This window comes from Ruminococcus sp. RTP21204st1_B2_RTP21204_210225, from assembly GCF_040914135.1.
GTDB classification, from domain to species: domain Bacteria; phylum Bacillota; class Clostridia; order Oscillospirales; family Ruminococcaceae; genus Hominimerdicola; species Hominimerdicola aceti.
This window is the reverse complement of sequence record NZ_JBCPGA010000031.1, coordinates 1-22,605: the sequence shown is the minus strand read 5'-3', so window position 1 is coordinate 22,605 and position 22,605 is coordinate 1. Positions and strand designations below refer to the sequence as shown.

The following is a 22,605-nucleotide window of genomic DNA, read 5'->3' as shown; positions in this document are numbered from 1 at the left end:
TTTACCGCTCAGGCGGTGATGATAAGATCCTTTTCAACTGCCGAGGGGTCGGCATTATATCTTATCGCTTCGATTATATGCACGATGTTCAAGGCTTCCGTACTGCACAGTTTCATAAAGGCATAGAGTGAAACAGGTGCGGCGGTGCTTTGGGCGAGGATATGAGAAAGATAGGCAAACTGTGAACTTCGGACTATGCTTTCGATATATTCAGAGGTCTGTTTGCAACCCTTTGAATACTTTGATCTTTTCACCCATTCGAGCATATCTTCAGGGCTTTCAAGCTCATAATACTTATCAAGTCTTTTAACTGAGCCTGTGCCTGTTTTTATTCTTATCTGCCGTTTTTTTATCTCCTCGGCAGAATAGCCGAAGAAGGCTTTCATACGGTAGGCGTTTATTATATTAAGGCAATCTATCTCTCGGCTTATCATTTCTGAGAGCTGTTTGCTTTGCATTTCGGAAAAATCATGCTTTGCGGTATTCAAAAGCTCGGTATAATAGGCTGTTCTCAGCCTTAGCTCGCACTCGGTATAATCCGCTGAGCCGTCCTCCAAAGGCGGTATTTTCACCAGTATCTTATAATACGGTGTATTTCTTAGTATTTTAAGAAGCTGTTCATAGTTCTCGGCTCGACTCATTTCAAGAAGGCTCACCTTTGAATGTTTTATAACATAGCCGGGAAGGTCGTTAAGGTAAGAATTATCAAGCCCTGAATTTATATTGTTTATCATGGACAGAATACATTCTATCTCCTTGCTTTTTATAAGGAAGTCATAAAAAGGCAGTTTATCAAGCTCCTGAAATCTGCACAGGCGCATATAGGTATTGAAATTCTCTCTTTGGAGAAGCGCCTCCACAAAACCTCTATGGACGGTATTAGGGTCAACGTCACGGAAGGCGTCTTTATATCTGGCTGAATGTGCAAGATAGTCTGCGGCTTCAGGGACTGTTCTTCGCATGAGCATTTCATGATAGTTCTCTTTAGTAAACATTCTGCCGTGGATATATTTTATTTTCGCCACTGTTCCGTTGGCAGACCAACTGTCAAGCATATTTTTCAGCCCCTTTCACGGAGAATTTTTGCTCTACTTCGGAGAGATGATATTATCAAATATCTCCTTCTCCCACTGAGTATGTTTTTCTTCAAATATTTTATCGAGAACCGTTGTTTTCTCGTGCTGTGCGGAAGTTATCTTTTCGCTTTCGGTATTTATACGCTCTGTGACCTCTTTGGCTTTCTGCGTTTTATAGGCTTCGGCTTCTTTCAGGGCGTTTTCTTTCAGCTCCTGCGCTTCTTTCACTGTGCGCTCCAGCAGTTCGCCGCTTTCCATATCTGCTTTTTCAAGCTTGCCTGCAGCGGCTTTATCTGTTTGCAGTATTTCTGCTATCATATCCATATTATTCTCCCCTTTCAGGCAGGATAGTTTTATAACATTAATTGTACACCTTTTTGTCTTAAATAGCAAGTTTGAAGGGGTACAAAGCCATATTTTTTATATATTTTGCACTATCCATATGACTTTTATTTGGACAAATTGCTCTATGTGTAATGATTTTAGTCAGAATACACATTTTATTTTACCCTGAATTTGAAAAATTAGTTGAATATCTGCGGTCAGGTCACTTGACAAAAGGGGACAAAAGTGGTAAACTTGTATTTATCACGCACACATCTGTACTTTGGAGGTGGACTAAAATTGGAGAACGGGCAAAACAAACTTGTTATCGTAAGCTCTGAGGTGCTTCCTGACATTGTGCTAAAGGTGCTTGCCGCAAAGCGCATGAGGGCAAGGGGCGAAGTTTCCACTTCATCGGAAGCCTGCCGCAAGGTGGGGATATCGAGGAGCGCATACTACAAATACAAGGACTCCGTATTCAATTATGAAGAACAGCTCACAAACAACATCGTTTCGGTATACTGCATACTGAGAGATGAAAAGGGAGTGCTTTCCTCCATTATATCACGGCTTTACGAGCTGAACACGAATATTCTGACCATAAACCAGAATATCCCTATCGACTCGGTGGCGACGGTGACATTCTCGGTAAGATTTGAGCATGACGCACTTAGCACCAACGTGCTTACGGAGGAGCTTTCTAAAGTTCACGGCGTTGTGGAAGTCAAGATAATATCGGGAGAGTAAGGGTAAAATAAGATTTTAACAATATATAATTTATTAGGAATGAGGATTTTTTATGTGTAAAGTAGCAGTTATCGGTTATGGCGTTGTAGGCTCTGGTACGGTAGAGCTTTTTATGAAAAACCGTGAATCTATCTCAAAAAAGGTCGGCAAGGAATGTGACATCAAGTACATTCTTGATCTGAGGGATTTCCCTGATTCTCCATTTGCAGACAAAATGATAAAGGACTTCAACATCATTCTCAATGATGCCGAGGTAGAAGTAGTAGCCGAAGTAGTAGGCGGAACGACTTTCGCTTATGACTACACAAAGAAGCTTCTTGAACACGGCAAGAGCGTTGTTACATCAAACAAGGCGCTAGTTGCGGAAAAGGGTGCAGAGCTTCTTAAAATAGCAAGGGAACACAACTGCAACTATCTGTTCGAGGCAAGCGTTGGCGGCGGTATACCTATCATCAGACCTTTGAACAAGTGCTTGGCAGGAAACGAGATACTTCAGATATCAGGTATTCTCAACGGCACAACAAACTTCATTCTTACAAAGATGATAAAAGAGCAGATGTCATTTGATGATGCTCTTAAAATGGCTCAGAAGCTTGGTTATGCTGAGGCTGACCCTACGGCTGACGTTGAGGGCGAGGACGCTTGCAGAAAGATCTGTATACTTGGCTCACTTGCATACGGCAAGCACATTTATCCTGAAATGGTACACTGCTCAGGCATAACAAAGATCACACTTGATGATGTTGAATATGCTGCAAACGCAGGATATGTTATAAAGCTTATAGGTTCTGTAAAGAAGCTTGATGACGGCAGAGTGAGTGCTATCGTTTGTCCTAGACTTGTGCCAAAGTCAAATCTTCTTGCGTCTGTTGACGATGTATACAATGCTATCAGCGTAACAGGCGACGGCGTTGGCGACGTTATGTTCTACGGACAGGGTGCAGGCAAGCTTCCTACAGCTTCAGCGGTAGTAGGCGACATTATCGATTGTCTGAAACATCATCACAGAGTGCTTGCTCTTACATGGGAAGATTGTGATGACAAGAATTTTGTTGCGCCATACAAGGACATGGACGTTTCAATGTATGTTCGCATAAAGGCTGAAAATGCTGAGGCTCTCAAGTCTTCTATTTCTGAGATGTTCGGAAAGCTCATGTATATCGAGCGTTCTGGCAGGACAGAAAACGAGCTTGCGTTTATCACGCCGAACATGAAAGAGGCTGACATTGACGCTAACCTGACTATCCTTTCACACTCCGCTGAGATCGCAAGCAAGATAAGGATATACTGATAAAAAAGCGGCGGACACTGTTTGCCATTACACAAAAGCAATATGGGGCGGACTTGATGTCCGCCTTTTTTATAAAGGAGTTTTCACCATGATAAAAATACAGATACCTGCCACGTCGGCTAACCTTGGCGCAGGTTTTGACGCACTGGGTCTTGCGCTCACTTACTACAACTACATTGAAATGGAGGAGTGCGACAGGATAGACATAACGGCGGCGGACGGGCTTGACATTCCTACGGACGAGAGAAATCTTATTTACATTTCTGCAAAAGACCTTTTTGCGGTATGCGGAAAAAAGCTGGAGGGACTAAAGCTTATACAAACGAGCAACATTCCTATGGCGAGGGGACTTGGCTCGTCCTCTGCCTGCATAATCGCAGGACTTGTTGGAGCAAACAAAATGCTTGGAGATCCCCTCACAAAGGACGATCTTGTTGACCTTGCGGCACAGATAGAGGGTCACCCTGACAACACTGCGCCTGCACTTCTTGGCGGAATTGTGACGGCGGTATTTGACGGAAGAAAGGTACACTGGGTAAAGCAGGAGGTTTTCACAAAGCTGAAATTCGTGGCGATAATACCTGATTTTGAGCTGAAAACTGAGGAAGCGAGGGCTTGTCTGCCTAAGGAAGTTTCACACAAGGACGCAGTTTACAACCTTTCCCGTGCGGCGCTTTTCTCGGCTTCGCTTCTTACGGGCAAGTTTGAAAATCTGAAAACGGCAGTTGATGACAGGCTTCACCAGCCTTACAGAATGGCGCTTATACCCCACTGCAAGGACGTTTTTGACATTGCGTACACTCATGGTGCTTATGCGGCATACATAAGCGGTGCAGGTCCAACTATCATGGCTATTGTAGATGAGAGCAATCAATATTTCGCAGGCAAGATGAAATTTTCCCTTGACAATGCAGGGCTTAAAGGCTGGCAGGTAAAGGAATTTCATATTGACAACGAGGGCACAAAGCTTATATGAACAGGTGCAAATGGTGCGACCTGAAAAATCCAAAGTATGTGGAATATCATGACAAGGAATGGGGCGTTCTCAGGACTGATGACAGCTATTTGTTTGAGATGCTTGTGCTGGAGTCTTTTCAGGCTGGGCTTTCGTGGGAGTGCATACTGAACAAGCGTGAGAATTTCCGCAGGGCTTATGATGAATTTGACCTTGATAGGGTCTGTGGATATGACGAAGAGAAGATCGCAGAGCTTTGCTCTGACAGTTCTATTGTGCGAAATAAGCTGAAAATTAGGGCGAGTATTTCTAATGCAAGAATATTTCGGGATATTGTGAAGGAGCAGGGGAGCTTTTATGATTATCTTTGCAAGTTTACTGACGGAGAAATATTGTATGAGTGCGATAAAACTACCAACGAATGGTCCGATAGGATCTCTGCAGACTTGAAAAAGCGTGGAATGAAGTTCGTGGGAAGCGTGATAATATATTCGTTTTTGCAGGCGGTGGGAGTGATATATTCCCATGATAGAGAATGTGGACTTTATAGAGAAAAATAAAGTAAAGATATAAGCAAAGCGGTGTCGGAGTGGAAACTCTGCACCGCTTTTTCGTATTCTCATAAACAATGTAAAAAACCGCCCTGCACAATGTACAGAGCGGCTGCATTTTTCAATTTTTTTATCCCAAAGGACAAATATTTTTGCGGTTTTCGGCTATCCTTTCGTCTATACCCTCTACCTGCGGCTTAACAAGGCTCGATGTTCCTGCAACAAACATTCTTGCACCTGCTTCGTAAAGCTTGCGGCAGTTCTCGTTTGACATATTGCCGTCAGTTTCTATGATGATGTCTTCGTGGCCGTTTTCGTCAAGCCACTTTCTAAGACGTCTTGCCTTATCCACCGTGTTAGGCACGAGCTTCTGTCCTGCAAAGCCAGGGTTTACCGTCATGACAAGCACACCGTCTATGAAGTCTACGGCTTCCTCTACCACGCAGATAGGTGTGCCGGGATTGATAGCCAAGATAGGCTTTGCACCGATAGAACGGAGATATTGCAGGCACTTTGCGATATGCTTTGTGCTTTCATAATGCACTGCCGCATAATCGCCCTCTCTGATATCAAACCACTGGAGCCTTTCCTCAGGCTTTTCTATCATGAAATGAAAATCAAATGGGATATCCGTCAGATCACGGAGCTGTTTTACATAATCAGGATAAAGTGTGAAATTCGGCACAAATGAGCCGTCCATTACGTCTATATGGAGATATTCGATATTGTTGCGCTTAAAAGCGTCAAGATATTCCTTTATCTGTCCCAGATGGACGCACATCATTGAGACTGATATCATACCATTGTCCATACTGATCCTCCTGTTTCTATTCATCTTTTTTATCTTATGCTGTTATCTTCAGGCTCAATGCCCATGATAAGCTGGTCTATTACTCTGTCAGTGGACTTTCCGTCTGTATATTTGAAGTTCTTCTTTATGAAGCCATCCATTTTTTCAAACTCGTAATCCTTATCTTTGAGAGCGGTCATAAGCTCATCAAAATCGTGAACGATCTTACCAGGAACAAGCTCCTCATACGGCTCATAGAAATCTCTTGTTGCTTCATAATACTTTTGGTCGAAAGCAAAGAAAAGCATTGGCTTTTTAAGCAGTGACATTTCATAGATGATAGAGCTGTAATCTGTGATAAGCACGTCAACTATAAATAGGATATCATTTACCTCTCTGTAGTCGGAGGCGTCAAGTATTCTGTGAGCATACTCGTCAGGTATTTCGATACGCCTTTTTACAAACGGGTGGAGCTTTACGATAAGGACAGAATCCGTTTCATCAAGAAATTTGCCCCATGCTGTAAGGTCAAGCTTATCAAATGGGAAATGAGCATTATTTGCGTTATTTCCTCTGAAGGTCGGCGCATACATATAAACTGTTTTTGCAGTTTTGCACTCAGGGAAAACTTCCAGCATCTGCTCTCTTGTTTTGGCTTTATATTCGTCATCAAAGAAGATATCCGTTCTTGGGATACCCACAGGATAGAACTTCTTCTCGTCGATAGCGAAACCCTCTGCATGGTGGAGCGCAGAATGATAGGAGCTTACAGGAACGTGGGTATAGCACTTATGCACCCTTGTATTGAACGGAGGTGCGCCCGGCTTGCCCAGTCTTTCAAAGCCCAATGACTTGAACGCTCCGCAGGCGTGCCAAACCTGAAGCACCTTGACGTTCTTAGGATAATCCACAAGGTAGATGTCAGGGTAATAATCATCTATAAGAATGATATCGGAGGTTGCAAGATAGTAGACGAACCTTATCATGGCAGGTATCGACCTATTGACAGTGATACTAGCTTTGAAGTCAAATCTGAACTTATACTTGCTGTCAAGTCCTCTTTCTATCATGCGGTCATAGATGACCTTTTCGTTTCCGCCTATCTCGGCTCTCGAACCGCTGGCAAAGAGGATAATATCCCCGTTTTTCTTAGCAAAATGCTTAAAGAACGAGAACGCCTTTTTAAAGCACCATATCTTTAAGCCGTAAACATCTCTTATGATAAGCTTCTTACGGTTTTGAAGCTTCTTCTCAATACGCTTTGGCAAGGTCTGGGAAGGCTTAGGCTCTTTATAGGTGACGGCAAGCTTATATTCGAGTGTATCCATATCGCTTGCAGACTCGGCATAGAAAAGGTTTTCTGCGCCTCGTCTGAGCTTGAAGTTCATAGGGTTCGCCTTTGTATCGTCCTCTATAGTTTCCACTTTATCGGATATGATACAAGGATACTCGTTCGTAAGCACCTGTTTTGACAGGCATCTGCCATCGTTATCATAGGTGAGCTTGAGAAGCGTACTGCCACTGAGGACATAATCCACTGTATCTGTTGATATCTGCGGTTTATTCATGCCCTTATACTTTGTGAATATTTTAAGGGCATACTCGCCTGTGGCGATAGGAGCTTCGTTATTGGCGGACATTATATTCACTGTCAGATGAAAATGAGTTCCGCTTACTTCAAAATGCTGGGCAGGGAACATACAAGTTCTATCATGTGTGACAAATCTTGCTGACAAGTTTTCAAGCTCGTCTTTTTCAAAGCCCACAAGCTCGCCCTCGATATGGAGGATAACTCTCTTGAACTCTACTCTTGTAAGCTCTGCGAATTTTTTGTTTCTCTCTTTTAATCTCTCAATAGTCTTTCTTCTGTTCCCGTATATCTCTTCAAATTCGGGAGTCATATTATCCATTTAAAACTATTCCTTACTTTCCGCCACTTTTAAAGCTTCCCTCAACTTTCATTTCAGGTCTTGAAAAGCGACTACAGAATTTTTACTCAAATTTACAAACGGCAGACTGTTTAATCGTCAAATGTGAACATTACCTTTAAGGTGAACTCGCCTGTGTTTCTGATAGCGGAGAATGCCTTTTCGTTCTCCTCTATTGTGAATGTATGTGTGATAAGATCGGCAAAGTTTACGTCGCTATGCTCGAAAACTTCAAGGGCTTTCTTCCAATCGTTCACTCTGCTGTTATAGCTGGAATTCCATGAGCCTTTGACTGTTATCTGCTTTCTCAGTATTGACCAATAGATATTCTTAGGCAGGATAAGGTCTGTTGACGGGTTGCCAACGAGAACGATACTGCCAAGAGCGCCTGTTGACTCGATAGCGGAAGCGATAGCTTCGTTTGAGCCGACAGCTTCAAATGTTACGTCTGCTCCGTCGATACCTATTATCTTCTTCACCTGTGCAGGGAGATCGTCAACGCCTGTATCAACAACGTCAAAGCCCAGCTTCTTTGCATACTCAAGCTTATTCTTTGAACGGCCTGCGATAACCACCTTACCGGTCTTTGTTCTCTCTTTTGCAAAGAGGGCTATCATAAAGCCTATTGTACCTGTGCCTATGATAACAACGTTCTGACCCTCTTTGATGTCACCGATATTTACAGCGTGCATTGAAACAGCGGCAGGCTCGCAGAGCGCTGCAGTTTTATAATCGAGGGTATCGTCGAACGGAACTAAGTTCCATACTGGAACAACGAGGTACTCAGCCCATGCGCCGTCCTGTCTTGAACCGAAATAACTATAGCCTGAGCATTGTGCATATTCCTCCATTTTGCAGGCTTTACAATGCTTGCAAGGGAGCATAGGGAATACGCAGGAACGTTTGCCGAGAAGGCTTTCGTCAACGTCATCGCCAACTGCAACTATCTGACCTGAAAACTCATGACCAGGTATGGTCGGGAAGTGGTAAGTTCCTGTTACAAAGCATCTTGGCATATCGCTTGAACAAATTCCGCACGCCTTTATTTTCAGCAATACGGTGCCTTTTTCAAGCTTTGGCACGTCTACCTCAGTTACTCTCAGGTCGCCCACGCCATAAAGCACAAGTGCTTTCATCTTTTCGGGTATGTTTATTAAGCTTTTCATAAAAAAAGTCCTTTCTATTTACCGCCAAGCAGCGTTCTGACAATAAGCAGGTCGCTGTCTGTTGTTATCTTGAAATTAATAGCGTCGCCCTCTATAAGGTGGATAGGCTGGTTATTCATTGTGCATATCTGCGAAGTGCCTGTGATGACTTTTTTCTGCTCCTCGGTGAGGTTATCCTGCATTTGGATAAAGTGGGCAAGGCGGAAGCTGTCGGGAGCTTGTCCGCTGTAAAGCTCGCTTCTGACAGGGATGTCTTCAACATACTCTCCTCCCTTTGAATGGAGAATAGTATCTGCACATGGAAGTCCGCAGACGCAAGCACCGTATTCTGCGGCACAATCTATGGAATCGTTGAGTATCTTCTCTGTAACAAAAGGTCTTACGGCATCGTGGATAACGATAACATCGTCATCATGAATTCCGTTATCATTTGTGATAGCGGTGGTGACATTATTTATAGTATCCATTCTTTCCTTGCCACCGAGGATCACCCTTACCTTTTCGCTTTCAGGAATATTCTTTTTCACCTGCTCGTTCATATAGTCCTCATAGTCCTTATGGACGGCGATATAGATATAATCAAATCTCTTTACCTTGAGCATATTTTCAAGGGTATAGATTATGATCGGCTTACCTCCGATCTCGATAAACTGCTTTGGTATTTTTGAGCTTTTAACTCTTGTACCAGATCCCCCTGCGAGCATTGCACCGTAAATCATAAACAAACTCCTTACTGATATTTATATTACAATAATGTATCTAGATCATTGTGATACGCCGATAAAGTATCGGCAGTCAACGGGCGAACGCTGTTCACCCTTGCATTAGTATTCGCTGTTTTGTGACACAATATAATCGGCTATCCTTTCGGTAGAACGGCCATCGCAAGCGCCCATAAATCTTTCTCTGAAATCAGAAATGACAGTAGGGTCGGCTTTTCCCTGCTTTATGGCGTTTATAAGCTCCTCATTGGTCTTAACTATTGGACCTGGGAGGAAGCTATAGTCATAGGGATAATAAAAGCCTCTATAGTCATAGAACTGGTCAAGGTCAAAAGCGTAGAATATCATAGGTCTTTCAAAGAGCGAATATTCAAAAATAAGCGAAGAATAATCGGTTATGCACATATCGGCAGTAAAAAGAAGATCCTCGATAGGCATGTGTTCTGTTATGTCAAAGGCGAAGTCCTGACAATCCTCGGGGATATCCCACTCTTTTTTAACAAAGCCGTGTCTTTTTACAAGAAGCACCCACTCGCTGCCGAAATTCTCTTTAAGGGCTTTTATATCCAGCTTTTCGGGGATATAAGCCTTATCAGCGTCCCCACGATAGGTAGGGGCATAGAGCAGGACTTTTTTATACTGTGCGTTCGGGCAATTTTTATAAAGATTTTCAAAGGCTTTCACACGATTTTCCTCTTTAAAGAAAAAGTCGGTACGAGATACGCCTATTGCCTGCACGCTATTATTATCAATGTCAAAGCCGAAAGCTTCCTTGAAAGCCCATATGCACTCTTTACTGCTGACGGTACAAAGTGTATAGCTTGTATGGGCAGGAAACTTTCTCAATTCTTCCAGCGACTCGCCGAAAGAGAGGTCGGTGATACTTTCTCCCCACTTTTTGAAAGCTCCGCAGGAATGCCATGTTTGAATGACCTTTGTGTCTTTTCTGAACTTAAAAGCGCCGAACAGATTACAGGTATCGTTAAGCAAAACGCAACCCACGTTTCCCATCAGCCAAGTAAGCTTCAGATATCTCAGCAGATAGCCCATTCCGCCCTTATTATTATGGACGTAATAGACCTGCGGATCAAGTCCTCTGGTCTTTATCTCCTCATAGATATAGCGGAAGCTATCCGTCAGCGTACCGCTTCTTATCTCGGCAAAGATGACCTTGTTTTTTCTCAAAGGTCTAAGGCTTGACACTTTATAGCAAAGGGGATATACTCCTTTGAACATTATGATCTTGGCGGCATTTCTGACCGCCTGTTTTAAACCGCTCATTTCTCACCCTACATTATATCATATTATGCGCCGTTTGTCTACACTTTAACAAATAGCAGGACACTTTTGCGGCACATCTCACAAAAAAGCTTATTTTCTGAGCTTTATTATGCTCATTTTAACGTATGCACAACGCTAAAAAAAGTTCTCTTGTGTAGTATTATAGTGCAGAACGGGAGAAGTGTCAAGGGGGTATTTGTAATTTTGTAAAATTATTTGAATAATGTGAAGATGAGACTATTTCTGCTTTATTAACTGACAAAGTATTTTTTATTATGTGAGGAAACAGCTATTGACCCGCTTTGAACAACATGCTATAATGTAGTAAAATCATCATAAATAGGAAGTGGTCTTATGTATGAAGTTCGTTGGCCTAATAAAGAAAGGTGGATATTCATATTTTGTGATTATCCTGGTGAGCCTGACGAATTTGTTGTGCTTTTAAAAGCATACCGAGACATGGTTCACGGCAAGATCAGGGCGATATCCGACTCAATGCAATACAAAGTAGACAATGATGAGCTTGGGCTGATTTTCCAATGGGACGATTGTTTTGGTATCACTGTAATTGTTCCCAAGTCAACTGATCTTGACAAGGCTTACAATACTCTTAAAGATTTGTGCGAGAATATTTAGGCGTTAAATTGCATAAAGCTGTATGCTATACTATTGACACATAAAAAAAGCTATCCGATTCACAAATCGAATCAGATAGCTCTTATCTTTTCAGGCAATATCTATATTATTCCCACTCCTCAAATCGGCCTCCAGACTAAACAGTTTTGTTTAGGAGATTTGAGCTGTGGTATCTCAATTATACATTTTATTCTGTACTATACTGCCCACTGATGCCAAGTTATCATTTTATTAGCGCCATGATAACCAAAACCAGTGACTTATAGGAGAATATGTGCCCGGTGGCTTGCTTCTTATTTTGTATTATAGCGCAGATCGAGGCGGTTGTCAAGGGGGAGTTATAATATTTGCTATTCTGGGCTCCTGTAACAGATCAAAGAATTCATTAATATCATTATGCTTTTGCGTTTTATGATTTCGATTCTTACAAAAAGAAAATGACACTTCGCTCTTAGCGCGAGAAAGAGCAACAAAAAAAGCACAGCGATCTTCTTCAGGTTGATTTTTGAAGTTCCAAAAAGCTGCATCCTCTAATCCCACAAAAAACACGGTATCGTATTCCAACCCCTTGCTTTTATGTATTGTCATTATTGGAATTGAGTGTAGCCCCTTAAACTGCTCAATAGACATATTCAAATCAATAGATGTTTTTTCTAATTCATCCCAAAAGAGCTTTGCAAATCTATTAAGTACATCATTTAGATATTTGCCTTGACTATACTCTGGAAACACAGCTTTTATACAATCAAATTTCAAAAAAGATACTATCTTCTTTAATACTTCATAGAACTCCGATTTTGTCGTTACTAAACTAAACTGTTGTTTAATTCTTAATAACTCATCATCAATTTGATTTTGAACATTAAAGTATTCATCATCAGACTGTGTGCCCGAGATGTTCCATAATTCTATTATAGAAGATACTAATACTTGCCAATCATCAGGATGTTTCCGATTACAGGTAAGTGACAAAATAGAAAGAATGATTTCTATAATAGGTTCTTTGATTAAATCTTGATAATCATTTTCAATTCTTGCATATATACCTTTTTGTCCTAAATAATCAATGATTATCTGCGTAAAATCTTGTGGTTTTTGTTTGCAAAGAATACATATTTGTGTCGGAGAAATACCTGTTTCTATTTTTTTTATTATGCTATTAGTTATTGTTAATGCTTCTGATTCAGAGTTCTCTGAAATAATCAAGTTTATAATTCCGTCATCTTCTCTCCATTTTGCCGAATGCTGTACTTGACCGTCGCTTTCATTAAGCACGGAATACATTTTTCTCTGTAAGTCAACTAACCTCGGAGCGGATCTGTGGTTCATTATCAGCTTATACTTGATCGCATTAAAATCATTCTGAAAATCCACGAAAACTGTTTTTCTTGCTCCAGCCCATACCATTATACGTTGTTTATTATCTCCAACTGCTGTAATTATTGCTTTTGAAGATAAAAAACATCGCTTCACTAGTTCGTATTGAAGAGTTGTTGTGTCTTGGAATTCATCTAAGAAAACATATTTATATGTTTCTTGTAATCCGTTTCTTATCATTATATTAGTTCTAATAATATACTCAGCTAGCATACTAATCATTTTGAAAGTGAGCATCGATGTATGATCGTCAAATCCATGTAGCAAAAGTTTCCATATTCTTTCTCCCACCTCATCTTTGGCGAACGGAAGTGACACTGAGGATATAATAGCATCATAATATCTTGTATTATGATTATTATATTGTTCAAAAGCGGCTTTTAATATATCTTTATCTTCTACTATGTAATCTTGCTTTGGACGTAATTCCTGCGGAAGCGCTAAACGAAAATGATCAAGAAGGTTTTTGGCAAAAGCATCATATGTCATTGAATCGAAACGACAAGCTGTCTCTTTACCACATCTTTGTTCCACACGTTCTTTAAGATTTTTGGCTGCATCTTTCTTAAAACTGATTGCTAATATTCTATATGGTTCTTTGCAATTATCAGTTTCAAACAGATAGTTAGCTTTTTGTGCTAATAATTCCGTTTTACCTGCGCCTGGTCCAGCTACCACAAGAACATTTCTTTTCTGCCTTATTGCAACATCTGCATTTTTTTCAAGAATGATACTATCAGATGGTAACCATTTTTCATCAGCTATAATGGCCATCACATCGTCTCCTTTAGTTTCTTTTCAGCTGAAGCTATCAGCCTGCATAAAACATCTGGCATAGTCGTTTTTAATTGTTCATTATCAATTCTCGATAGTGCTTCAATGTGGGTGGATGGCTTTCCTCGATTTAAGAAAAAGTATGTATACCAGATCATCAATCGTTTCTGCTCATCTGAATATGTTGCTCCATCTCCGCCACATTCTTTCAATGTACTATGGACATCATTTTCTATTCTTTCAGTATACTCCGGCAAAGATGTTTTCCCTTGTGTTTCTATATCGATTATTTTATTCCTATGTTTTTTTCCCTCTTCTGAAACCATTAGTTGAGGACCCTCTGATGACTCAAGTGTAGAAATATATACATCTTTATATTGTTCGAGCATCAAAAAATCAATGTCTAATGGAGATGAGAAGAACACATCATTTTCTTCTAACCACTTAATCCATAAGTCCATATTATCCGATACATTCCATTTTTTCATCGCATCAAGACTAATCGTGCCTTTGTCTGATTGTAGCAACGATTTCTTCTCAGGATTATATTGGATTAATTGCTCTACTGCATATGCTATTCGTCCCCAACCGCCACCATCACGTTCTCGATCTAGATCCAAAAGGGTTATATGTGGAATTTTCAAATCATTGAGCAATCTCCAGAAATGATTAACATGGCGTCCGCCTAATGGAACGATTGATATCCCGCTTATATCAGTATCACCATTCTTTGCGTTCCATACCTTAGGTAAAATGATTTCTTCACTATCACCTTCACCTAAAATCACCAGTTTTGCGAAATATAATTCAGGATAAGCTTTTACCGCTTCCTTTATATATTTATACTGATCGGACAGCTTTTCCTTGTCAGGTAAAGTTAGCGAGCGGACAGAAGTTGTATCATGTCTAGAATCAATTCTAAAATATCTTAGGTTTTCTGGTTCTACTCGCTTGATTATTGAAGAAGAATGAGAACTTAATATAGTTTGTGCGTTGCTTTTTGAAGCTATGCTTTTTAAATTGTGAACCAACTTACCAATAAGATGTGGGGCAATGTGATTTTCAGGTTCTTCAAGAGCAATAATAGTTAATACAGGCGGAGTGAATGAAAATGATAGCTGTTCTGGATAAGAAGGCATTTCCTGTTTGATTTGTATTTCAACATTAAGGATGCTGTCCACTAGTGAAATATAAAACAACGAACGAAGGCCGTCACTCAATTCATCAATGGAACATTCTTTTGCCATAGGGGCAGGCGAGAATACTACTTCCGAATTCTTAATTGAAGAATCAATATCCGTGCTGTTAAATCTCAACTGTGCATTTGTGTAACGAGAATCTGAATCATACATCTTCCATTGGCTATTTATTGATTCACTAATCACAGAGATACCTTTTTCTGCTAAAAAACTTTGATTCAAGGCTTCAATTGAGTCGTTTATCTGCTTTTGAGATTCGTCACTCCAATTTACCTTGCTCATTATTTGGTTGATCATTGTTCCAGAAGTGTTCTTAAGTTGTTTTGAAGGATCTCGAACTGCTGGAACATAGATAACTCTGATCTGATCTAAATCTTTTCGATTTGCTGGGGATTTAGCACTTTCTGTAATTGCTTCTGATTCAGAACAAGTAATATAGTATACTTTGTTCTCTATTGCACCCTCAATATTGTTGCTTTTTTCCCATGATGCTTCTAGCCTTATTCGCAGATAGGGTGTTCCACCTGGTTCATCCACCACAAAACTCTTAAAAAATACAGGGATAGCTGAAAGATCAGCATCTTTTTCAGCTAATTCATCAAAAACAAAAACGGCTTCTATAAATAGTTCTTGATGATCGAGTGAGTTCCAACTCTTATCATGTGGAAGATGAAAATCACTGCGTTTAAGTATTCTATCGTTGCTATTATTTGAAAAAATACAATTAAGCGCAGACATAGCTGTTGTTTTTCCAGAACAGTTATTTCCAATAAAAGCAGTTAAGTCATCAAAATCTATTATTTGTTCTTCTCCAAAACAACGATAGTTCTGAATTTTTATTTTTGTAAGTTTCATAAGCACCTCCACAGCAAATAAATAATCCCCCTGAAACAACACAGTTATCCAGTATATCTACATTATACCACAATGCCTGTATTATTTCAAGGGAATTCGACTATATATTATATTATTCCTGCCCCGATTTCTTCAAATTACAATCCCTGCACAGCATCTGCAAGTTCTCCGGAACGGTCTTACCGCCTGCGTGCCAAGGCTTGATATGATCGCCGTGCATCTGAGCAAACTCATAGTGCTTGTTGCATATCGGACAGATACCTTTCTGACGTTCGTATGCTTCACGCTTCTGTGTATCAGAGAATGGTCTGATGCTGAGATTACGTTCATCACCGTTGAGGATGTAGGTATATATTCCTTTTTTATTGCTTACATCATCGTCAGCCATAAGCCTTGTTATAGCAGCTTCGAGAGCATCGGGATCAAGTTCTGCATCTTTGTATGTGTTATAGAGCAGTCCCCACTCTATGCCTTTCATTTCTTTGCGATATACGGGGAATATCGTTTCAACCCATTCAATCACACGCTTGAAATATATCCATATCTGGTTGGCGTTATCATCGTGCTGATGAAGCGCCATATATTCTTCTATCGTATCCAAGCCGTCACGGGCAGCGATCCACATGATAGCGGTTTCGAGGTATTCCTGTCTGATAGGAGAACCCGACACATAGTTCTTCGCCATATTGTAGGCGGCACAGGTAGGCTTTGAAAAATGCAGTTTCGCATCTGAAAGCCAAGTGCCTGTATAGGCGGTATTGCGAAGCTCCTGAGCTGTCAGCGGTTTACCTGCTATATTTATGACCTTGAACCACTCATGTACCTCCGAGGGAGTACCATCGCATACATAAATATCAAGGACATAATCATCTATCTGCTTTTGCAGGTCTTTCTCCAAGTTGAAGTAGTATTTCTCATCTACCGCAAATGTTCTCTCACTTTCGGCAGCGTAACGACAGATAGAGATCGTTCTCTGCTGTCCGTCCATCAACTCGTAACGCCCGTCATCTATTTTTGCCCAGTACATAGTGTTCAGAGGAAAGCCTTTCTTGACGGTGCGAATAACTTCATCACGCTCTTTCGGAGCATAAACATATTCACGCTGATACGGTGGTCTGACATCAAGCAGTCCGCCATAGGCAACAATTCCTTCAATACCGTCTGTTCCACGTTCTTCATAGCCTTGACGCAGCTCTGCAACTGAAATCTGAATACGGTCGATTTTCATTATGTATCACTCCTTTTCGGGATTTCGATTTCTAACCAATAACCTTGCATACGTTGCTTTTCCTTTGATAGTACCATCTTTATCTTTTATCAGTCCATGACTTTTAACGGGGACTTCATCGTATTTTCTGAATTGATTGGCATCTAATAATTCAAATTGATCTGGAGAGAAGGAACTTAGGAATGTAATAGGAACAGCAAGTGGCTTATCAGTATCACAGGGAATATCAGCAACAGTTTTTACAAAATAGGCATCATAATTATCATACTCAGGATACTCTTGAATACTAAAGTGTTTATACAAATCAAGAAATTGATGACGAATATCTATATCCATATTCGTAAACCAGCAGATATTACCAAGTCTGCGCCATTTCTGACCGTCCTCGTCCTGCTTGTAATCAGTATTCTTGGCTTCGTAGTAATCAGGCACTTTGAACCAGAAATGCCCTGCATTATATCCGAGCCACATCTTATTCTCTCTGAAATAATGAAATATCTCCTTAAACGTTATATGATTCATATTACCGAGGACAAGAAATTGCTTTCCGCTCTCAGCGAGTAAAGGGATATACTCTTTCATCAGAGAAAAAGGTGGATTCGTTACCACGATATCACATTCATTCAGCAGAGCTATACACTCTCTGGAACGGAAATCACCGTCCTCATTCAGAAGCGTAAGGGCGTTCTTATTGTTTCGCAGCAGATATTCCACATCACTCAGATCAACTGTTGCATCGCCGTTTGCATCGGTGACCTCTGTTATCTCTATCTTGTATGGCTTCTTTCCCTCGCCTGCGGGATAAGTGATCTCCTCATCAGCAAACAAATATAGCTGAGTATATGTGATAGGAGAAGTTGCATAACAAGTGGTTATCAGCTTTTTTAGTCCGAGAGCATTGAAGTTCAAAGCAAAATACTTAAAGAAATTGCTCTCGTAGGGATCATCACAGTTACAGAGTACCGTCTTTCCTTTGAAATATTTCCTATAATGACGCAGTTCTTCTTCTATTGTGGATAGCTGCGTGTAAAATTCATCGGTCTTTCCTGCCTTCGACATATGTAGATTACTGTTACCTGCCATATTACGCCTCCGAAAACTTGCATCTACTGAAACTTTTTGCCCTGAAACTTTCGTATATAGAATATATTATAGCACAATCTATCGAAATTGACAAGTATATTTGGGTATAATATTCCAAAAGAGAAACTTGGAGGTGAGGCAAGTGTATGATCTTGGAGCTTTGATAAGATCATTACGCAAGGAACGGAAAATAACGCAGAAGAAGCTCGGAGAAATGCTCGATGTCACAGAGGGCACTATCAGCAAATATGAAGCTAATACAATGACACCGCCATTTGAGACACTTCGCTCTATCGCCAGTATCTTCAACGTTTCAATGGACACCCTATGCGGTATGAAGCATCAGGGGACACTCTCTACTCACGGGCTAACCGAAGCACAGACCGAGACTGTCAAAGCCCTGGTCGATGCCTATCGTATCAAAAACGCTCAGACGGGCAGGCAGCTCACGCAGGAGCAGTTTGCTGTGCTGGGGAAGATCACAGCAGAGCTGACAAAATAAAGCCGAAGGACTCACGCAGAATCCTTCGGCTTTATCTTGAAATTAGCATCAATCTGTGATACAATAGTAATAGAGCTTTTAGAAAGGAAGAAGTTAAGATGGCTGATAATTCTTTCAATTATTCGGAGTTGTTTGCTTTTGGAGATTATTCCGCTAAGTTGCAGGAAGCAATGAAACCGTTAATTAGTATGTCCCAACGGCTCCAAGAAATGACTGAACCAATTAATAAGATGACTCAGAACATAGAAACCATTGCTCGTCCTCTTATTGCTGTTTTGGAAAACTATAAGGGATTGTCCGATTCAATCCAAGCATCAATACAAGCATATAACGAAGTATTTAAGCCTATTCGTGAGGAGATAGCAAACTTTTCAAAGAATTATGGTGAGATTCTTGCAAAATTTGCTGATCGCATAAGACCGTTGTCAGCAATCCGAAAATTAGAAGAATCACAGTTTGTTTATTGGAATCCATTACCTGAGTATTTAGTAGATCAATTGCTTTCAAATAAATCTACTGACACGGTTCTGCTTGAATTTGCACTCCAAGATGATGCCGAGTTAATCCAACATATTACATCTGAATGCGAAAAACATATCTTTCTAAAAGACAATAGTATACTGTTCAATCAAGCAATAAATGCATACAATGGAGAAATGTACACTATCGCTGCTGTAGGATTACTTTCAGTTATTGATGGCGTATTGTCTGAAGCAACAAAGCAATACCGAAATACCAATATTTCTTCACGAGGCAGAACACTTTTAAAGAAATTAGAAGACACTGGCTCATTAGATGAAACAGAATATGCAGTTTTGACTCTTGAATTGACTTTTGAGGCTACTATGGATTCATTAGCAGCCCAAAGTGACTTTACGCAAGATGAACCATCAAATCTCAATCGTCATTTTATAATACATGGACATTCAAAAAAAGAAAAAACGCAGTTAGATTGCATTAAGCTGATGAATTTCTTGTATGGTATACTGCTCATTGATAAGATTGCGAACGAATCCACTTCGTTATCCATCGATAATTAATTATATTTATATGCCGCTCGATATAATATCGAACGGCATATATTAATATTTCACACATACACCATAGCCGCATACACCGGATCTCTGGCGATCAAGCGATCCATATTCTCCAGACCTCTCGCTTTTGCAAGATCACCGACCGCTACGGCTCTGAGATACTCAGTATCATTTTCGAGTATCGTGCCGTCGTTGACGAGCTTTTTCAGCCTTACAGGACGGTACTCCGCCGAGTAGTGCAGGTGATACTTGATGTGATCGGAGCTGAATGTTGTCACGCTCGGCTCGGCTCGGCATCGGCGGTGTTGTGGGTAACGGTCAGGGCATCGGTGTCAAGCACCCATACGGGCTTGCTCTTGCCGCACACCTGAACCTTGTCTTTGCTTCTGATGATCATAATAAAACCTTCTGTTATTCCAGTCCCCACGATTTTTTCTTTCTGGTGGCGGACTGCTGTATCTGTTCTTCCTCACGCTGAGCCTGAATATGCTCTTGAAGCTGTTTCACCTCAGCGAATTTCTGCGGTTCGCATTTTTTGGACAGACCGATAAATTCAGCCTGTACATCAGCCTTTGCTTGCAGAGTTGAAACCTCATAGGTAAGCTCGTTGATACGTCCCGAACGCTCCGCAGCCTTATGCCAAAGATCATCGTATTCATTATCTTTCTTCTGGAGAAGTTCACGCAGGTCATATATGGTAAGACTTTTCCTGTGCGAAGCATCAGCCGCTTTCGCTGCGATCTTGCCGAGCTTTTCAACTTTGGCAATGATATCGTCCTTGTGTTTCATGATAGACAGCTTACCGTCAAGCAGACTGTCAAGCTCCTGTCTGATAGCAAGGCAATCGTCCTCGACCTTGTTGCCTTTTTCAAGGTCGGGCAGATAGCTCATGATTGCATTGACCGTGGCAGTCTTTTTCTCAATCTGAGCATCGAGCTTTTCACTCTTTGCCTGCTTCTCCGAAAGCTCCGCTGCTGCCTGAGCATTCTGCACCGCCAGCTCGTCCGCCTGCCTGCGTTTTTCCTTGTATTCCGGTATCTATAAAGTCCCTCTCGCCTTTTCGGGAGCGAGGGGCTGGATACCGTGTTCAAGGCAGATTTTATTCAGCACCTCGACCTCAGCAGCTCGCCAACGTGCAATAGCCTGCTTACCCTCACCGAAGCCCATTTCTTTCAGAGCCTGAGCGATACCGTTCTGAACGTCCTGCCCTCGCTTATAGTGACCGACAGGAATGTAGTCGATGTGCAGGTGTGGCGTGGCTTCGTCCATGTGCAGGACAGCGTTAAAAACGTAAAAGTTGGGGTTGCGATTCTGGAAACCTTCTATTGTACTCTTTTAGGCAGTCAGCCACAAGCTGAAAGTCCTCAGTGCCGTAACCCGAATCTTCTATCTTGCCGATCTGCACAACGTCCTCATAAAAGCTCTTGCGTTTGTCGGCGGCAGTGCGGACAGTGTTGCAGGGCTTCACACCAAAAAGGTGTTCGTAGTAGCTGCCGTGAACCTTGCGGTCATTACGCTTCTGTTTGGCATTGTAACGTTCGGTGGATTCAGCAAAAAGCTGATTGTATGCTTCGCCTATCGGCTGACGCACGAAGGTGATGTTCTGCGGAGTGCGGAGCGGATCAACATTGTCCGCCATGAACTCCCTGTTATTGTGAGTCAGAGAACCTTTTCCCTGACCGAATGAAATTCTTTTTTCTTTCATAAAATTACCTCTTTTGTTCATTGGATTTACTTCTCTCTTTCTACGAAATCCAATACAAAAATCATAGGCATCACTCCTTTCATGACCGCTAAGGCGGAAGGGCTATCGCCAGCCCTGACGGGCAAATTTTCCTTGAACGACGCAAGGAATGGTCGCAGGGAAAATAACTTCGGAGCAACGATTACAACGGTGCAGAGCGCCGCTTGTAACTCCGTAGTACTTGCGGCAGCATCAGACCGCCACAAGAACTACTCCGCCCTGCGGGGCTATCCCTTACTGGAGAAGGACGGCTGACGGAGCAACCGAAAATGTGGGTACATTTATTCAAAAATCCGCATAACTTTTTTCAAAATCAGCATTTCAAAAATGATGATTCTATTCATGAACTTTTGCTCAAAAGTGAGCTAAAGTCTATGCGATTATCCTCAATTTTAACTCGGACAAAAATGTCCAAGTTCGCTATCCTGAATCAGAACGGCAGTTCAATCTCAACACCGAGCGTGTCAAGCAGATAGTCTGTCTCTTTATCGAAAATTCTGGTCTCCTCGATTGACAGATAATTGTAAAAACGAACCAGTGCTTCACGCACATCAAGACCACTTCTTTCTTCAAGCAGAGAAGTCAGCGCTTTTACCTTTTCCATATCGGGCATTTTTTACACCCCCTTCCCGTATATTTTTCTCTACCCGTGACGATGCGTGTCGATGGTGACGGTCTTTTTGAGACCTCACAAACATCGTCACGACCGTCACACATCGTCACGCTCAATAACTTGTAACGAGAAAGTTTTCCTTTTCTGCATCAGTCATATCATGAAAAGACTTGTTTCCGCTATCACCTCTGACATAGCACACCGTTGCTTTCGGATCGCCATCAACAGGCTGATACTGAAACTCATCCTCAGCAGTATCATCAGTATCCGATTCAGGCTCAACTATGATAGGGTGATCCTCGTCATAGCGGAGCGTGATCTTCCTGCCCTTGTGACTTCTGGAATTGCTGTACTGCACAAAGAAAAGATTGTACAGCTTTCCTGCATTGATATTCAGTTTCAGCGACAGGGCATTCGGCTTGATGTCAAGCTCCAGCTTTTCGATAAGCTCGGTCGCCGTACCCTCCCAAGTCGGATTGTCCGCAGTGATGAAATTGCCGATAGCTTCAAGCACAGGCTCAGGCGGCTCCGTGTATTCGGGAGACTTCTCACCGCTCAGTTCCCAGCACAGCGTTTCTTTATTTCGGGTGAGCACGAACTTCTTGTCGGGCTGGTCTCGCCCCGATACCTATATCTGATTCAAATCATTATTGTAGGTTTGTCAATCATATTGGACACTATTATTAAGAAATTCGATAGGCGAAAACCATTTGAGGGGACGCATAG

At 41.5% G+C, this 22,605-nt stretch carries 25 protein-coding genes; 7 read left to right on the top strand and 18 right to left on the bottom strand.

The features are described 5' to 3' along the window. Positions 1–8: 8 nt before the first annotated feature. On the bottom strand, positions 9–1,055 hold the full coding sequence (locus AB5123_RS10385; RefSeq protein WP_138336687.1) for a V-type ATPase subunit: 1,047 nt from the start codon (positions 1,053–1,055) through the stop codon (positions 9–11). 33 nt (positions 1,056–1,088) lie between these two features. Next, the gene (locus tag AB5123_RS10380) at positions 1,089–1,400 is read right to left on the bottom strand and encodes a hypothetical protein (protein WP_368364777.1); all 312 of its coding nucleotides are present in this window, start codon (positions 1,398–1,400) and stop codon (positions 1,089–1,091) included. A 300-nt stretch (positions 1,401–1,700) separates the two neighbouring features. Here AB5123_RS10380 and AB5123_RS10375 point away from each other — a divergent pair, with 300 nt between their 5' ends. The 4 genes from AB5123_RS10375 to AB5123_RS10360 all read left to right on the top strand — a co-directional run bounded on the left by AB5123_RS10375 (position 1,701) and on the right by AB5123_RS10360 (position 4,953). Beyond that, positions 1,701–2,147 carry an ACT domain-containing protein gene (locus tag AB5123_RS10375; RefSeq protein ID WP_022287034.1) on the top strand — a complete coding sequence of 149 codons (447 nt, stop codon included), beginning with the start codon at positions 1,701–1,703 and terminating at the stop codon, positions 2,145–2,147. 52 nt (positions 2,148–2,199) lie between these two features. Further along, positions 2,200–3,438, top strand: coding sequence for a homoserine dehydrogenase (locus AB5123_RS10370; protein ID WP_022287035.1), 1,239 nt, complete (start codon positions 2,200–2,202; stop codon positions 3,436–3,438). Between the two features lie 88 nt (positions 3,439–3,526). Then, positions 3,527–4,414, top strand: a complete 888-nt coding sequence (thrB, locus tag AB5123_RS10365; protein ID WP_195387969.1) for a homoserine kinase — start codon at positions 3,527–3,529, stop codon at positions 4,412–4,414. Then, entirely contained in the window at positions 4,411–4,953 is a 543-nt protein-coding gene (locus AB5123_RS10360) for a DNA-3-methyladenine glycosylase I (protein WP_138336697.1), read from the top strand. Before thrB ends, AB5123_RS10360 begins: the two co-directional genes overlap by 4 nt. A 121-nt stretch (positions 4,954–5,074) precedes the next feature. On the opposite strand, the gene AB5123_RS10355 is transcribed toward AB5123_RS10360, so the two are convergent. The 5 genes from AB5123_RS10355 to AB5123_RS10335 all read right to left on the bottom strand — a co-directional run bounded on the left by AB5123_RS10355 (position 5,075) and on the right by AB5123_RS10335 (position 10,831). Then, positions 5,075–5,755 carry a ribulose-phosphate 3-epimerase gene (locus AB5123_RS10355; protein ID WP_038672690.1) on the bottom strand — a complete coding sequence of 227 codons (681 nt, stop codon included), beginning with the start codon at positions 5,753–5,755 and terminating at the stop codon, positions 5,075–5,077. 29 nt (positions 5,756–5,784) lie between these two features. Then, positions 5,785–7,644 carry a CDP-glycerol glycerophosphotransferase family protein gene (locus AB5123_RS10350; protein WP_349198540.1) on the bottom strand — a complete coding sequence of 620 codons (1,860 nt, stop codon included), beginning with the start codon at positions 7,642–7,644 and terminating at the stop codon, positions 5,785–5,787. 110 nt (positions 7,645–7,754) lie between these two features. After that, a complete protein-coding gene (locus tag AB5123_RS10345; RefSeq protein WP_117857103.1) occupies positions 7,755–8,828 on the bottom strand; it encodes a galactitol-1-phosphate 5-dehydrogenase in 1,074 nt (357 codons plus the stop codon). Positions 8,829–8,842: 14 nt separating this feature from the next. Beyond that, positions 8,843–9,547, bottom strand: a complete 705-nt coding sequence (locus tag AB5123_RS10340) for an IspD/TarI family cytidylyltransferase (protein ID WP_195249369.1) — start codon at positions 9,545–9,547, stop codon at positions 8,843–8,845. Between the two features lie 105 nt (positions 9,548–9,652). After that, complete coding sequence (locus tag AB5123_RS10335; RefSeq protein ID WP_337812188.1) at positions 9,653–10,831, bottom strand: CDP-glycerol glycerophosphotransferase family protein; 1,179 nt, start codon at positions 10,829–10,831, stop codon at positions 9,653–9,655. A gap of 354 nt (positions 10,832–11,185) precedes the next feature. Between AB5123_RS10335 and AB5123_RS10330 the strand changes: the two genes are divergently transcribed. After that, entirely contained in the window at positions 11,186–11,467 is a 282-nt protein-coding gene (locus AB5123_RS10330) for a hypothetical protein (RefSeq protein WP_117892733.1), read from the top strand. A 327-nt stretch (positions 11,468–11,794) separates the two neighbouring features. Here AB5123_RS10330 and AB5123_RS10325 read toward each other — a convergent pair whose 3' ends face one another. From AB5123_RS10325 to AB5123_RS10310, 4 genes are all read right to left on the bottom strand, one after another. Beyond that, complete coding sequence (locus AB5123_RS10325; protein WP_038672696.1) at positions 11,795–13,618, bottom strand: UvrD-helicase domain-containing protein; 1,824 nt, start codon at positions 13,616–13,618, stop codon at positions 11,795–11,797. Next, positions 13,618–15,672 carry an ATP-dependent endonuclease gene (locus AB5123_RS10320; protein WP_278642719.1) on the bottom strand — a complete coding sequence of 685 codons (2,055 nt, stop codon included), beginning with the start codon at positions 15,670–15,672 and terminating at the stop codon, positions 13,618–13,620. The genes AB5123_RS10325 and AB5123_RS10320 overlap by 1 nt, the downstream gene beginning before the upstream one ends. A gap of 112 nt (positions 15,673–15,784) precedes the next feature. Next, positions 15,785–16,900, bottom strand: coding sequence for a DUF262 domain-containing protein (locus AB5123_RS10315; protein WP_337811895.1), 1,116 nt, complete (start codon positions 16,898–16,900; stop codon positions 15,785–15,787). A gap of 6 nt (positions 16,901–16,906) precedes the next feature. Beyond that, on the bottom strand, positions 16,907–17,983 hold the full coding sequence (locus tag AB5123_RS10310) for an adenine-specific methyltransferase EcoRI family protein (protein ID WP_038672702.1): 1,077 nt from the start codon (positions 17,981–17,983) through the stop codon (positions 16,907–16,909). Positions 17,984–18,125: 142 nt separating this feature from the next. Between AB5123_RS10310 and AB5123_RS10305 the strand changes: the two genes are divergently transcribed. Together AB5123_RS10305 and AB5123_RS10300 are read left to right on the top strand one after the other, a co-directional pair. Beyond that, positions 18,126–18,485: a helix-turn-helix domain-containing protein gene (locus tag AB5123_RS10305; RefSeq protein WP_287991556.1), complete on the top strand. Its 360-nt coding sequence runs from the start codon at positions 18,126–18,128 to the stop codon at positions 18,483–18,485. A 98-nt stretch (positions 18,486–18,583) separates the two neighbouring features. Then, entirely contained in the window at positions 18,584–19,525 is a 942-nt protein-coding gene (locus tag AB5123_RS10300) for a hypothetical protein (protein ID WP_302413693.1), read from the top strand. A gap of 50 nt (positions 19,526–19,575) precedes the next feature. Here the strand turns inward: AB5123_RS10300 and AB5123_RS10295 are convergent, their stop codons facing one another. From AB5123_RS10295 to AB5123_RS10265, 7 genes are all read right to left on the bottom strand, one after another. Next, positions 19,576–19,800, bottom strand: a complete 225-nt coding sequence (locus AB5123_RS10295) for a hypothetical protein (RefSeq protein WP_242843641.1) — start codon at positions 19,798–19,800, stop codon at positions 19,576–19,578. Next, positions 19,797–19,949 carry a hypothetical protein gene (locus AB5123_RS10290; protein ID WP_243240675.1) on the bottom strand — a complete coding sequence of 51 codons (153 nt, stop codon included), beginning with the start codon at positions 19,947–19,949 and terminating at the stop codon, positions 19,797–19,799. The genes AB5123_RS10295 and AB5123_RS10290 overlap by 4 nt, the downstream gene beginning before the upstream one ends. Then, a complete protein-coding gene (locus AB5123_RS10285; RefSeq protein ID WP_337811896.1) occupies positions 19,934–20,515 on the bottom strand; it encodes a hypothetical protein in 582 nt (193 codons plus the stop codon). Before AB5123_RS10285 ends, AB5123_RS10290 begins: the two co-directional genes overlap by 16 nt. Positions 20,516–20,560: 45 nt before the next feature. Next, entirely contained in the window at positions 20,561–20,791 is a 231-nt protein-coding gene (locus AB5123_RS10280) for a hypothetical protein (protein WP_337811897.1), read from the bottom strand. A 13-nt stretch (positions 20,792–20,804) separates the two neighbouring features. Further along, positions 20,805–21,227 carry a plasmid recombination protein gene (locus AB5123_RS10275; protein ID WP_242843643.1) on the bottom strand — a complete coding sequence of 141 codons (423 nt, stop codon included), beginning with the start codon at positions 21,225–21,227 and terminating at the stop codon, positions 20,805–20,807. A gap of 469 nt (positions 21,228–21,696) precedes the next feature. Then, on the bottom strand, positions 21,697–21,879 hold the full coding sequence (locus AB5123_RS10270; RefSeq protein ID WP_038672706.1) for a hypothetical protein: 183 nt from the start codon (positions 21,877–21,879) through the stop codon (positions 21,697–21,699). A gap of 112 nt (positions 21,880–21,991) precedes the next feature. Further along, positions 21,992–22,474 carry a hypothetical protein gene (locus AB5123_RS10265; protein ID WP_038672708.1) on the bottom strand — a complete coding sequence of 161 codons (483 nt, stop codon included), beginning with the start codon at positions 22,472–22,474 and terminating at the stop codon, positions 21,992–21,994. Positions 22,475–22,605: the final 131 nt, after the last annotated feature.

Bases quoted from the DNA above. Each gene is read 5' to 3' on its own strand.
- AB5123_RS10350 (WP_349198540.1), bottom strand. From the start codon at position 7,644: ATGGATAATATGACTCCCGAATTTGAAGAGATATACGGGAACAGAAGA.
- AB5123_RS10355 (WP_038672690.1), bottom strand. From the start codon at position 5,755: ATGGACAATGGTATGATATCAGTCTCAATGATGTGCGTCCATCTGGGA.
- thrB (WP_195387969.1), top strand. From the start codon at position 3,527: ATGATAAAAATACAGATACCTGCCACGTCGGCTAACCTTGGCGCAGGT.
- AB5123_RS10310 (WP_038672702.1), bottom strand. From the start codon at position 17,983: ATGGCAGGTAACAGTAATCTACATATGTCGAAGGCAGGAAAGACCGAT.
- AB5123_RS10385 (WP_138336687.1), bottom strand. From the start codon at position 1,055: ATGCTTGACAGTTGGTCTGCCAACGGAACAGTGGCGAAAATAAAATAT.
- AB5123_RS10325 (WP_038672696.1), bottom strand. From the start codon at position 13,618: ATGGCCATTATAGCTGATGAAAAATGGTTACCATCTGATAGTATCATT.
- AB5123_RS10370 (WP_022287035.1), top strand. From the start codon at position 2,200: ATGTGTAAAGTAGCAGTTATCGGTTATGGCGTTGTAGGCTCTGGTACG.
- AB5123_RS10320 (WP_278642719.1), bottom strand. From the start codon at position 15,672: ATGAAACTTACAAAAATAAAAATTCAGAACTATCGTTGTTTTGGAGAA.
- AB5123_RS10275 (WP_242843643.1), bottom strand. From the start codon at position 21,227: ATGAAAGAAAAAAGAATTTCATTCGGTCAGGGAAAAGGTTCTCTGACT.
- AB5123_RS10300 (WP_302413693.1), top strand. From the start codon at position 18,584: ATGGCTGATAATTCTTTCAATTATTCGGAGTTGTTTGCTTTTGGAGAT.
- AB5123_RS10280 (WP_337811897.1), bottom strand. From the start codon at position 20,791: ATGGACGAAGCCACGCCACACCTGCACATCGACTACATTCCTGTCGGT.
- AB5123_RS10380 (WP_368364777.1), bottom strand. From the start codon at position 1,400: ATGGATATGATAGCAGAAATACTGCAAACAGATAAAGCCGCTGCAGGC.
- AB5123_RS10330 (WP_117892733.1), top strand. From the start codon at position 11,186: ATGTATGAAGTTCGTTGGCCTAATAAAGAAAGGTGGATATTCATATTT.
- AB5123_RS10270 (WP_038672706.1), bottom strand. From the start codon at position 21,879: ATGCCCGATATGGAAAAGGTAAAAGCGCTGACTTCTCTGCTTGAAGAA.
- AB5123_RS10360 (WP_138336697.1), top strand. From the start codon at position 4,411: ATGAACAGGTGCAAATGGTGCGACCTGAAAAATCCAAAGTATGTGGAA.
- AB5123_RS10335 (WP_337812188.1), bottom strand. From the start codon at position 10,831: ATGAGCGGTTTAAAACAGGCGGTCAGAAATGCCGCCAAGATCATAATG.
- AB5123_RS10315 (WP_337811895.1), bottom strand. From the start codon at position 16,900: ATGAAAATCGACCGTATTCAGATTTCAGTTGCAGAGCTGCGTCAAGGC.
- AB5123_RS10340 (WP_195249369.1), bottom strand. From the start codon at position 9,547: ATGATTTACGGTGCAATGCTCGCAGGGGGATCTGGTACAAGAGTTAAA.
- AB5123_RS10345 (WP_117857103.1), bottom strand. From the start codon at position 8,828: ATGAAAAGCTTAATAAACATACCCGAAAAGATGAAAGCACTTGTGCTT.